11 protein-coding genes are annotated in these 11,910 nt (G+C 67.9%); 2 read left to right on the top strand and 9 right to left on the bottom strand.

What is annotated here, in order from left to right:
- Positions 1 to 57: 57 nt before the first annotated feature.
- The 5 genes from ACV22W_RS28530 to ACV22W_RS28510 form a co-directional block, all read right to left on the bottom strand.
- Positions 58 to 714 carry a phosphorylase gene (locus ACV22W_RS28530; RefSeq protein ID WP_448022830.1) on the bottom strand — a complete coding sequence of 219 codons (657 nt, stop codon included), beginning with the start codon at positions 712 to 714 and terminating at the stop codon, positions 58 to 60.
- A gap of 54 nt (positions 715 to 768) precedes the next feature.
- On the bottom strand, positions 769 to 2,742 hold the full coding sequence (shc, locus tag ACV22W_RS28525) for a squalene--hopene cyclase (RefSeq protein ID WP_448022807.1): 1,974 nt from the start codon (positions 2,740 to 2,742) through the stop codon (positions 769 to 771).
- An 11-nt stretch (positions 2,743 to 2,753) separates the two neighbouring features.
- Positions 2,754 to 4,007 (bottom strand): hydroxysqualene dehydroxylase HpnE, encoded by a 1,254-nt coding sequence (hpnE, locus tag ACV22W_RS28520; RefSeq protein WP_448022806.1) that lies wholly within the window; start codon positions 4,005 to 4,007, stop codon positions 2,754 to 2,756.
- Between the two features lie 4 nt (positions 4,008 to 4,011).
- On the bottom strand, positions 4,012 to 4,860 hold the full coding sequence (gene hpnD / locus ACV22W_RS28515) for a presqualene diphosphate synthase HpnD (RefSeq protein WP_448022805.1): 849 nt from the start codon (positions 4,858 to 4,860) through the stop codon (positions 4,012 to 4,014).
- Between the two features lie 257 nt (positions 4,861 to 5,117).
- Positions 5,118 to 5,450 carry a hypothetical protein gene (locus tag ACV22W_RS28510; protein WP_448022804.1) on the bottom strand — a complete coding sequence of 111 codons (333 nt, stop codon included), beginning with the start codon at positions 5,448 to 5,450 and terminating at the stop codon, positions 5,118 to 5,120.
- Between the two features lie 205 nt (positions 5,451 to 5,655).
- Here ACV22W_RS28510 and ACV22W_RS28505 point away from each other — a divergent pair, with 205 nt between their 5' ends.
- Positions 5,656 to 6,540 (top strand): alpha/beta fold hydrolase, encoded by an 885-nt coding sequence (locus ACV22W_RS28505; protein ID WP_448022803.1) that lies wholly within the window; start codon positions 5,656 to 5,658, stop codon positions 6,538 to 6,540.
- Between the two features lie 38 nt (positions 6,541 to 6,578).
- Here ACV22W_RS28505 and ACV22W_RS28500 read toward each other — a convergent pair whose 3' ends face one another.
- From ACV22W_RS28500 to ACV22W_RS28490, 3 genes are read right to left on the bottom strand one after another with little or no spacing between them, the layout of a single operon-like run.
- A complete protein-coding gene (locus ACV22W_RS28500; protein WP_448022802.1) occupies positions 6,579 to 7,529 on the bottom strand; it encodes a GGDEF domain-containing protein in 951 nt (316 codons plus the stop codon).
- The gene (locus tag ACV22W_RS28495; RefSeq protein WP_448022801.1) at positions 7,526 to 8,152 is read right to left on the bottom strand and encodes a chemotaxis protein CheC; all 627 of its coding nucleotides are present in this window, start codon (positions 8,150 to 8,152) and stop codon (positions 7,526 to 7,528) included. The genes ACV22W_RS28500 and ACV22W_RS28495 overlap by 4 nt, the downstream gene beginning before the upstream one ends.
- Positions 8,145 to 8,513 (bottom strand): response regulator, encoded by a 369-nt coding sequence (locus tag ACV22W_RS28490; protein WP_040138947.1) that lies wholly within the window; start codon positions 8,511 to 8,513, stop codon positions 8,145 to 8,147. The genes ACV22W_RS28495 and ACV22W_RS28490 overlap by 8 nt, the downstream gene beginning before the upstream one ends.
- 467 nt (positions 8,514 to 8,980) lie before the next feature.
- Between ACV22W_RS28490 and ACV22W_RS28485 the strand changes: the two genes are divergently transcribed.
- Complete coding sequence (locus ACV22W_RS28485; RefSeq protein WP_448022800.1) at positions 8,981 to 11,224, top strand: response regulator; 2,244 nt, start codon at positions 8,981 to 8,983, stop codon at positions 11,222 to 11,224.
- Positions 11,225 to 11,270: 46 nt separating this feature from the next.
- Here ACV22W_RS28485 and ACV22W_RS28480 read toward each other — a convergent pair whose 3' ends face one another.
- A complete protein-coding gene (locus ACV22W_RS28480) occupies positions 11,271 to 11,825 on the bottom strand; it encodes an NADPH-dependent FMN reductase (RefSeq protein ID WP_175910729.1) in 555 nt (184 codons plus the stop codon).
- Between the last annotated feature and the right edge of the window lie 85 nt (positions 11,826 to 11,910).

Here is an 11,910-nt window from a genome sequence, read left to right as displayed (position 1 = left end):
TTTGCGCGAACGCGAAAAGAAAGAGGAAAGAGGGGGAGGAGAAGCGGCGAGCGCCGCTCAGACGATCCGCATCGCGCCGGCACGCTCGAATGCGTGCCGCGCCTGGATCAGCGTCGTACGAGCCGCACGCGCGTCGCCCGCAACCTGCAGCAGCGGGCCGAGCTGCGACGGCTGCTTCAGCAGTTCGCGCAGGATCGGCAAGATGGCCGTGCTGCCGTCGTCGCGCAGGCCGGCCGTCGCCGCGCGCGGCAACGTGCGCCACGCCGGGTCGACGATCGCGCGGCACACTGCGAACGGCACGCCGCGCGACGCCGCGAAGGCCGCGGCGATATGCGACTCCATGTCGACGGCGAGCGCGCCCTTCGTGCGATGCAGCGACGTCTTTTCCTGCTCGCTGACCACCGGCGCGCCGACCGCCGCCATCGTGCCGCGCGTGACGCGTGCCCATACCGGCGTGTCGTGCAGCGCGGCGACGAGCCGCGCGCTCCAGCCCGAATCGGTCTGCACGCGGCCGAACGGCCCGTCGATCGCGTCCGCGATCACGAGCGCGCCGGGCGCGAGATCGGGTGCGAGCCCGCCCGCCGTGCCGAAACTCACGATGCCCGCGCAACCGCGCGCGGTCGCCTCGGCCAGCGCGCGCTCGAGCCGGTCGGCCCGCGCGGCGAACACGGCCTCGACGCCGTGGCCGCGCGCGATGCGTGCCTCGAACGCCATCCCCGTGACGGCGATGACGGGCGACGTGCCGTTGTGCTGCGCCGGTGCCACGCGTTACATCCCGACCGTCACGCGCGTCGCATTGGCGCGCTTCAGGTTGCGATAGCGCGCGAGCGCCCACAGCGGGAAGAACTTGCGATAGCCGTGATAGCGCAGGTAGAACACGCGCGGGAAGCCGGTCGCGGTGAAGCGCGTCTCGTCCCACAGGCCTTCTTCGTTCTGCTGCGCGATCAGGTAATCGACGCCGCGTGCAACGGCCGGGTTGTTCACCTCGCCGGCCGCCATCAGGCCGAGCAGCGCCCACGCCGTCTGCGACGCGGTGCTCGGCGCCTGCTCGAAGCCGCGGTAATTCAGCTTGTAGCTGTCGCCGTCCTCGCCCCAGCCACCGTCCTTGTTCTGGATCGACAGCAGCCACTGCGCGCCGCGCTTCACGCGCGGGTCGTCCGGCGTCAGCCCGGCTGCGTTCAGCGAGCACAGGGCCGTCCACGTGCCGTACACGTAGTTCATCCCCCAGCGGCCGTACCAGCTGCCGTCCGGTTCCTGCTCCTTCAGCATGTAGTCGAGCGCGCGACGGGCCGGCTCGCTGTTCAGCGCACTCTCGCCAAGCTGCGACAGCATCGACAGGCAGCGGCCCGATACGTCCGAGGTCGGCGGATCGAGCAGCGCGCCGTGATCCGAGAACGGAATGTTGTTCAGGTAGTACTGCGTGTTTTCCGGTTCGAACGCGCCCCAGCCGCCGTCGCTGCTCTGCATGCCGACGACCCATTCGCGCGCGCGCGCCATCGATTCGCGATACGTATCCGTCTGCTTGAGCTTCTGCGCACGGTCCATCGCCATCACGACCACGGCAGTATCGTCGACGTCCGGATAGTGCGCGTTTGCGTACTGGAACGCCCAGCCGCCCGGCCGCACGTTCGGGCGACGCGAGATCCAGTCGCCGCGCACGTCGAGGATCTGCAGCGGGCGCAGCCAGTCGAGGCCGCGCAGCACCGCTTCCTCGGCACACGCGTCACCGGTTTCGAGCAGCGCATGCGCGACAAGCGACGTGTCCCACACCGGCGACAGGCACGGTTGGCAATACGCTTCGTCCTCGTGCACGACGAGCAGCTTCTCGATCGACTTGCGCGCGATCGCGCGGTTCGGATGATCTTCCGCATAGCCGAGCACGTCGTACATCATCACCGCGTTGGCCATCGCCGGATAGATCGCGCCAAGGCCGTCCTCGCCGTTCAGGCGCTCGTCGACGAACGACACGGCCTGGCGAATCGCGCGTTCGCGCGTGTAGCTCGGGAACAGGCCGTCGACCGCGCGCAGCGCGTGGTCGACCACGCGGAAGAACGCGAACCAGCCGGGGCTCTGGTGGCCCTGACGCGGCAGCAGGCCGGCGTTCACGGGCGGGTCGATGAACAGCTCGTCGATGCGCACGCCGCGCGGGTTCTTCGCGATCGGACGCTTCGCGTTCAGCACCAGCAGCGGCACGATCACGGTGCGCGCCCAATACGACACCTTCGACAGATGGAACGGGAACCACTGCGGCAGCAGCATGATCTCGACCGGCATCATCGGCACCGCGCGCCACGGGATCGCACCGTACAGCGCGAGCTGGATCCGCGTGAACACGTTCGACATCTCGGCGCCGCCCATCGCGTGGATCGCGTGGCGCGCCCGCTGCATGTGCTCGGCGTTCTCGTCGTCGCCGATCACCTTCAACGCGAAATACGCCTTCACGCTCGCGCTGATGTTCGGCGCGCCGTCGGTGAACAGCGGCCAGCCGCCGTCGGCCTGCTGGATGCGGCGCAGATAGCGGCCGATCTTCTGTTCGAGCTCGAGGTTCGGCGTCTCGCCGAGATAGTGGACGAGCAGCACGTATTCGGCGGGAATCGTCGAATCGGCTTCGAGTTCGTAGACCCAGTGTCCGTCCGCGTTCTGCGCGGCCAGCAGCGCGTCGGTCGCGCTGGCGACGGCCGCGTCGAGCCCGGCCGGCACGGTGCCGGCGGACAGGGTAGCCATATCGGTGAGATCGTTCATCGGTCCCTCTCTTATTGTGTCTGGAGCACGTCCGCGGCCAATTGGCCGCAACGGATCGCGCCCTCGATCGTGGCGGGCAAGCCGGTGGCAATCCAGTCGCCCGCCAGCACGAGATTGGTCCAGCGCGTACGCACGGCCGGACGTTTCATTTCCTGCGACGGAACCGCCGCAAACCCCGCGCGCGGCTCGACGACGAGCTGCCACGCGGGGAGGGTTTCCGGGTTCGCGCCGGTCACGCGCGCGACGTCTTCCCAGATGCGCCGCGCGAGCGCGTCGCGCGGCATGTCGAGCCAGCGGCCCGCGTCGCGGATCGTCGCCGCGAGCGGACCATCGCCGGTACGCACCGCGTCGACGATGCCGTTGATGACGGCCGTCTGCAGCGGGCTGCCGACCGGTGTATCGACCGCGAAGTACGCGGTCACGACCGCGCTGAACGTGTCGGGTGCGGTGAGATCCGGGACGAGCGGCTGTGCGACCTCGGGCGGCACGGCCAGCACGACCGCGTCGCCGGGCGCGAGATCGACGCGCTCGCCGCCGATCGCGACCGCATCGACCGCGTTGCCGTGCGCGCCGAATTCGAACGCATCGAGCCGCGAGTTCAGCCTGATCTGCGCGCCGCCGTGCTGAAGCATCCGCAGCGCCGGTTCGACGAATGCGCTGCCGAGCCCGTGGCGCGCGACGAGCGGGCGCCAACCGGGGCCGCCCGCGGCAAACATGCCGCACAGTGCCGCGCGCGCGAGCTCGGCGCTGGCGTGGCGCGGTTCGACGTTCAGCACCCCGAGCCAATACGGCCGCAGCCAACGATCCCACAGCACGCCATCGCATCGCATCGTCTGTGCGAGTGAGCGGCCGGTGCGCGCGAACGCGAGCGGCGCCAGCGCGAGGTAGTCGAGCGGCGTGGTGCCCGGCGCACGCGATGCCGCATCGAACAGCCACGACGGCCAGCGCCCGTTGCCGAAGCGCAGCGTCCAGCGCTGCTGCGACGCGACGTCGACCACCGGATATTCAGGCAGCGCGGGCCCCGTGAGCTGATCGGCCGCGCCGATCGCGCGCAGGTAGCGCTGCGTCGCGGACTGCCCCGCGAAAACCTGGTGCAGCCCGCTGTCGAGCGTCGTGTTCAGCGTCCCGTCGAACCATGAGCGGCAGCGACCGCCCGCATGCGCATGCGCGTCGTGCAGCACGATGCGCCGCCCGCGGCGTTGCAGCTCGACGGCGGCCGACAGGCCCGCGAGTCCTGCACCGATCACGTGGACGGTTCTGGGCATCGGCTCAGAACAGCGCGTAGCGCGCGGCGATCATCAGCATGCGCGCCTTCGGCTTGCGCAGCGGAACGCGCGGGGCGGCGAAGCCACGCGCGATCGCGGCTTCCAGAATGCAGCGGTACGCGCCCGACATGATGCGCGGCGCCTTGACCTGCGCGCGCGTGCAGCGATCCATCACGGCGTCCGCCGCGCGGAAATGCTCGAGCGCGCGCTCGACGAGCGTCGCGCACACGCGCGGCAGCGCCGGGTCGCGCACGATCGTCGCCGGATCGGTGATTGCGATGCCTTCGCGCGCGAGCAGCTCGCGCGGCAGATAGCAGCGGTTGATCGCCGCGTCGTCGTCGATGTCGCGCAGGATGTTCGTCAGCTGCAGCGCGCGGCCGAGGTGGTGCGACAGCTCGATGCCTTCCGCCTCCGGGATCCCGAAAATCCTCACCGACAGACGGCCGGCCGCGCTCGCCACGCGATCGCAGAACAGGTCGAGCGTCGGTTCGTCCGGTGCGCAGATGTCCTCGGCGGCGTCCATCGCCATCCCGTCGATCATCGCGTGGAAGTCCTCGCGCTTCAGGTCGAATGCGCGGATCTCGCGCTCGAGCGCGACCAGATGGCGCGGCGGCTGGCCGGCGAAGCAGGCATCGATGTCCGCGCGCCAGCGATCGAGGCCCGCGTTGCGCTCGGTGCGCGGCAGGTCGCTGTCGGCGATGTCGTCGACCGCGCGGCAGAACGCGTAGACCTGGAACATCGCGTCGCGCTGCACCGCCGGCAGGATGCGCATCGCCAGATAGAAAGAACTGCCCGAGGTGACGGCAGCGGCGTCGGTTTCTTGTTCGTCCACGACGAGATTGGAAACGGCCAAGACGAGCTCCACGGAGACACCCACGCGGGGCGATTGAAGAAGCCATGCCCGGCTGGGTTGGTCAGGGCGTCAAATGCGTGCGAGATATGCGAACGATCGACGCAGACAGGCACAAATTACCGGCCGGAAGCCAGAATTGGGCGAAAGTATAGCAATCTTTGAAGTTCGATGGCGGACACACGCCGCGCTCGGCGGGCCGCCTGGGGGGTTGGGGCCGGCGTGGCCGGCCGCTGCGGGGAACGGCGTCGCGCCGCCCGTCAGCCGTAGACGATGTCGCGCTGCAGATCGAGCGCGATGAGGCCCATTTCGCGGGTCAGCTGCAGCATCGAGCGGCGTTCGAGGCGCGAGCCCATGAAGCTCGTCACGCGCCCGTCGGGCTCCGCCGTGAACTGGAACGACGGGCCGCCGGTGCCGAACCACGCGCCCGGCACATCGGGCGACTCCTGCCAGTCGATCTGCTCGAACACGCGCGCGATCCCCGCACGCACCACGTCGCTCGGGCCGATCGGCGGCGCGATTTCGCCCAGGTCGTCGAGCGAATAGGGGCCAGGCTTTTCCGGCCGCCGGTAGAAGAGGTAGTCGACGTTCATGGAGCGCAATCGGTAACAAAGCGTCAAATTAGCGCGCTTCGGTGCAAATTCAAATCAGATCAAGACGAAATGTGGCCTGAAGGAGACAAAAGGGCCGTATCGCGGCAGCCGATCCGGGCACGCGCACGGTCGGGCCGCGCGTTCATGCTTGGACGCGCGCGGCTTCGTCTAAGATGAACATCTTTCTCGAAAAGACACGGACACCATGGAGACGAACGTAACCGCCGCCGCGCAATCCGACCATCCCGTTTTCGTGCTGGTGCACGGCGCGTGGCATGGTGCGTGGTGCTACGCGCACGTCGCGGCCGCGCTGGCCGCGCGCGGCTACCTGTCGATCGCGCGCGACCTGCCCGCGCACGGCATCAATGCCCGCTTTCCCGCATCGTATCTCGAAAGGCCGCTCGACGAGGATGCATTCGGCGCCGAGCCGTCGCCGGTCGCGAATACCACCCTCGACGATTATGCGACGCAGGTGATGCAGGCGGTCGACGACGCATACGCGCTCGGCCGCGGCAAGGTCGTGCTCGTCGGCCACAGCATGGGCGGCCTCGCGATCACGGCCGCGGCGGAGCGCGCGCCGGAGAAGATCGCGAAGATCGTCTATCTCGCGGCGTTCATGCCCGCGTCGGGCGTGCCGGGCCTAGACTACGTGCGTGCGCCGGAAAACAAGGGCGAAATGCTGGGCCCGCTGATGCTCGCGAGCCCGCGCGTCGCGGGCGCGCTGCGGATCGATCCGCGCAGCGGCGATGCGGCGTATCGCGCGCTCGCGAAGCGCGCGCTGTACGACGACGTGCCGCAGGCCGACTTCGAGGCGGTGGCGAACCTGATGACCTGCGACGTGCCGGCCGCGCCGTTCGCGACTGCGATCCCGACGACCACCGCGCGCTGGGGCGCGATCGATCGCCACTACATCAAGTGCCTGGCGGATCGCGTGCTCCTGCCCGCGCTGCAGCAGCGCTTCATCGACGAAGCCGACGCGTTCGTGCCCGGCAACCCGACGCACGTGCACCAGCTCGACAGCAGCCATTCGCCGTTCGTGTCGCAGCCGGCCGTGCTGGCCGGCGTGCTCGCGGATATCGCGAAAAGCTGAACGGCGCGCATCGCACGCGTGAAGCGGCGGCGCGGCGGTTACGCGTAGGCGATCGACCGATCGCGCCCGAGCCGCTTCGCGCGATAGAGCGCGGTGTCGGCCTCGTTGACGAGCGCGTCGAACCCCGACGCGCCCGCCGTCGCGCACGCGCCGCCGACGCTCGCCGTCACCGGCACGCTGACGCCTTCCGCATCGACCGGCGTGCCGCCGATCGCGGCGCGTACCTTGTCGGCCACCCGCATCGCCTCGTCGAGATTCGTGCACGGCAACAGCAGCGCGAATTCCTCGCCGCCGAAGCGGCCGAACGTATCCTGCGCGCGCACGATCGACGCGACGCGGCGTGCCGTCTCGCGCAATACCGCATCGCCGGCCGCGTGCCCGAACCGGTCGTTGATCGCCTTGAAGTGGTCGAGGTCGAACAGCAGTACCGACAGGTCGCCGCCGTAGCGCTGCCAGCGCGCGAATTCGTCGCCGAGCCGCGCCTCGAAGAAGCGCCGGTTCGCGATGCCGGTAAGGCCATCGCGATTCGCATGCTCGCGCAACTTCGCGACCGCCTCCTCGCGCTCGCGCTGCATCACGCTCACGTGCGTCACATCCGAAATCGTCACGCAAACGGCCTCGACTTCACGGCCGCGCGTGAGCGGCATGAACGTGCAGTCCTGCTGCATGTAGTCGACGCCACCGGTGATTGGCCGGTCGTGCTCGAAGCGAAACAGGTAAGGCCGCTGCTCCCACGAACTGAATGCGAAACTGCCGAGCTGGAACACGCTCTCGAGCTTGCGTTCGAGCCATGCGCGCGGCAGTTCCGGAAAGCGGTCGAACAGGTTGCGGCCGATCACGTCGGCAGCCGGGATACCGCTGTGGTCCTGCATGAAGCGATTCCACATCAGCACGTTCATCGTGCGGTCGAGCACGAACAGGCCGAAGCCGACCCGTTCGATCACGAGGTCGCTCAGCGACGCGGCGGTGGTGGTCGGGGTAGCGGTCATAGCGCGGACAGCAATGCGTCGAGCGCATCGCCCATCAGCCGGATCGAATCCTCGGCCATCAGCATCACGAAATGTGCGCGGAATGCGTGATCCTCGAGGCCGAAGTTCACTTCGAGCAGCAGCGCGACGCTCCATGCGAGCGCGTTCGGCTGGAACACGTCGTCGAACGACACGTTCGCGCCGAGCAGCCCCGGCGGGAAGAACACGGGCTTGCGGCCGAGCTCGTCGAGGATCGACGCGACGCACGCGCTCATCAGCACGTTCGCGACATCGAACACGAGTTCGTCCTGCGTGGCCATGCCGGCGTACACGCCGTCGCCGAACGTGCGGTCCATCAGCGACATGAGCCGCGCGACGCCCGCGCTGCGGCACAGCACGATCGCCTCGCCCTTGATGTCGGAACGGAATCCCTGGCGCACGGCCGTCACGTTCTCGTGGATGCCCGTCATCTCGCGCAGCGCGTCGCCCGCATCGGCGGCCTTCACGACGCGCACGCGCGGTACCGACAGCTCGATGAAATGCCCGAGCAGCAACGCGAGCCGTGCGGCGGCGCGGCCCATAGCGAGGTTGGCGATCTCCTGCAACGCGTCGCGTTGCTCCGCCGTGAACACCGATTCAGGCATACAACCCATACTCCTTGAGAATGGGCAGCAACGCCTCCGACGTCACGGGCTTGGCAACGAATGCGATCGCGCCCAGCTCGCGCACGCGTGCTTGCGCCTGCGGCTGAATATCGGCGGATACCACGATCACGAACGTGTTCAGATCTTCGTGGCGCAGTGTCTCGAGCACCTGATAGCCGTTCATGTCGGGCATCGTCAGGTCCAGAAACATCACGGAAGCTTTGCCGTCACGATAGAGCGCCAGAGCCTCGCGACCATTCGCCGCATACGCGACGTCGACGTCCCAGTCTCCCGGCAGCGCCTTCGTCAGAAGTTTGCGAGCGAGCAAGGAGTCGTCGGCGATCACGATCGGCAAAGGCATGGCGGCGAAGCGGTATACGGAATGGTCTCTCTCGCGTTAACGACCGCGCGGCGCGCTTCTTGAGGCGCCGTGCAATCAAGCGCGGGCACCACCGTGCGACCGCGCGCGGGCATCGCGGCACGAGGCACGCGACACACCGCGCCGCGAACGCCGGCGTGCGCATATATCTGTCATAGGGAAAGCAAGGCGCGATTCTCGGAGTAAACCGAAGGCAGTGCAACTCGCCATTTTCACCATTTCGAACAAAATTGGTTCGATCGCCTGCCATTCCGAAAACAGCCGCGACCATTTTCAAGATAAGCACGCAAAATTTTTCTTTGTGTACGTTTGCGCTGCCGGATTCATAGCGTTTTCAAACTTTCATTTCGTACCTGTCGGAATCATCAGGTTGCCCATCCGTGCGCCGGTACGGCGAGCGGGCACAACTCGTTTATGATTGAACATCTCAGCTTGGCCCGCCTTCCTCAATGACGTCCGAACGTCCCGCCGACTCCCGCATACCCGCCGCCCCGCCCGCCGACGATTGGCAGGACGACGGCAGCTATGCGTCCGGCGCACCCGAGCACGATTTCGCGGTCCGGCGCGTGACGCTGATCGTGCTGCTGGTCGCGGCGATCGTGCTGCCGTGCATCTACGTGTCGGTCATGGCGTACAACGACCTGAAGGCACGCGAGGCTGCGGCGAGCGACGTGACGATGCGCACCGTGCGCGTCGCCGAGGAGCATGCGCTCAAGGTGTTCGACCTGAGCGAGACGCTCGATGCGCGCATCGTCGACCTCGTGCAAGACATGGACGACGCCACCGTGCGCCGCCACGAATCCGACATCCATGAAGCGCTGAACACGATCGGCGGCGGCTATCCGCAGGTGGCCGCGGTGTCGATCTTCGGTGCGAGCGGGATGCTGCTCGCGAACAGCCTCTACTTTCCGGCGCCCTATGCGTCCATCGCGTACCGCGACGACTTCGCCGGCATCCGCGACGGCAAGGTGATCGAACACATCTCGAAGCTGATGATGGGGCCACTCAAGCTCGAGAACATCCCCGTGTTCAACACGGGCGTCGCGCGACGCCACAGCGACGGTTCGTTCGCCGGGATGGTGTCGATCGCGCTGAAGTCGTCGTATTTCAATGCGTTCTACCGCGACCTGCTCGGCGGCGCGGCCACGCCGATGACGATGGCGCTCGCGCGCTCCGACGGCGCGGTGATCGCGTCGTATCCGCCGCCGCCGTCGCTCGCGCACACCGATCTCACGGCCACGTTCGGCAACGCGCGCAACGATCCGCGCGCGGGCGTCGTGCGCGTGCGCCACGACGGCGCCAGCAGCGAGATCGTCGCCTACCGCCAGGTCGGCAGCTACCCCGTGTACGTGACCTGCGCGTACCGCACCGCCGCGATCTGGCATGAATGGTACGAACACCTGAGCGTGCTGTTCATCTCGATGTTCGCGCCGTCGATCGCGCTGTGGTCGGTGATCTGGCTGTCGCTGAGGCGGCTGAAGGCGGAAGAGGAGGCGTGGGACCGCTGGCAGGCCGAAGCGTCGATGCGGCGCTCGATCGAATCGGCATACCGGCAGTCGCGCAAGATGCAGGCGCTCGGCAACCTGGTCGGCAGCGTCGCGCACGACTTCAACAACCTGCTGATGATCATCTCGAGCAACGTGCAGATCGCGCGGCGACGCGGAGTCCAGCATCTCGACAAGGAACTCGGCGCGATCGAACGCGCGCTGAAGAACGGCCAGTCTCTCACGCGCCAGTTGCTCGGCGTCGCGCGCAAGCAGCCGCTGCACAACGAGACGATCGACGTCGGCCAGTGGCTTGGCACGTGCCGCGAACTGCTGAAGACGTCGCTGGGTTCGAAGTCGTCGCTGGTCGTCGCGATCGAGCCGGGCATCTGGCCGATCCGGGTCGATGTCGCGGAACTCGAACTCGCGGTGATCAATCTCGCCGTCAATGCGCGCGATGCGATGACGGTCGGCGGCCGCTTCACGGTCGGTGCGCGCAACGTGACGCTGCGCCGCGAGGACGGTTTTCCGCTGATCGGCGACTTCGTTCAGATCTCGCTCGACGATACGGGCTCGGGCATGGCGCCCGACGTGCTCGCGCGGGCGTTCGAGCCGCTGTTCACGACGAAGGCGCAGGGGATGGGAACGGGGCTCGGGCTGCCGCAGGTGTTCGCGTTCTGCGAGCGCTCGGGCGGTCTCGCGACGATCGACAGCGCGGTCGGCGCCGGGACGTCGGTGCGCCTTTACCTGCCGCGCGCACGCGTCGAGGACATCGTCGCGCGCTCGCAGCCCGTCGCGCACGACACCGGCGCGCTCGCGGGCCTGCACGTGCTGCTGGTCGAAGACAACAGCGAAGTCGCAGCCGGCACCGAAGCGCTGCTGACGCTACTCGGGCACCGCGTCACCTACGCCCCCACCGCCGACGACGCGTTGCGCCTGATCGAGGGCGCTGCAGCGAACGACGCCTTCGATCTGGTGATCTCGGATATCCACATGCCGGGCCGCCTGAACGGCATCGATCTCGCCGAAGCGATCGACAAGCGGCCGGGGCGGCTGCCCGTGATCCTGGTCACGGGATACGCGGAGGAACTCGACCGCACGCGTACCGTCAACGTGCGCGTGCTGTCGAAGCCGTTCGACATCGCGCTGCTCGACGAGATCCTGCTCGGCATCCGCGAAGCGCGCGATGCGCGGCATGCCGGCGCCTGACCCGCGGCATGCGGGCCGGTTGCCGGCGGCGGGAAGGGGACGGCGATCAGGCCGCCTTCAGCACGCGCACCCAGTCGACGTAGCGGTCGACGAAGCCCTGCAGGAACTTGCGGGTGTCCTCGCTGACGATCTGCCCCTCGTCGTCGATGCGCGCCGGGTCATGCTTGATGAACATTTCCGGCTGCCCGAGCATCTTCACATCGAGATACGCGAGCACGTTGCGCAGGTGCTGCTGCGCGAGCGCGGTGCCGACCGCGCCGGGCGACGTGCCGAGCACGGCGCCCGGCTTGCCGGACCACGAATTGTGACCCCACGGGCGCGAGCCCCAGTCGAGCGCGTTCTTCAGCACGCCCGGGATCGAGCGGTTGTATTCGGGCGTGACGAACAGCAGTGCGTCGGCGGCTTCGATCGACTGCTTGAAGCGCTTCGCGACTTCCGGAAAATCCGCGTCGTAGTCCTGGCTGTACAGCGGCAGTTCGCCAATCTCGACGAATTCGAACGAGAAATCGGCGGGGGCGAGCGAAATCGCGGCGTGCGCGAGCGCGCGGTTCCACGAACCGCGACGCAGGCTGCCGACGACGACCGCAACACGATAGGACATGGCTTTCTCCTTCCGGTGAGTGAGGAATCGGACCGATTGATTCCGAAGAGGCGACAAAGGCCTGTTTATAGGCAAGCCAGCCCGT

The sequence above is a fragment of the Burkholderia sp. AW49-1 genome (genome assembly GCF_053427845.1).
Note: the sequence above shows the minus strand (reverse complement) of the source record. Positions and strands in the feature narration are given on the sequence as shown.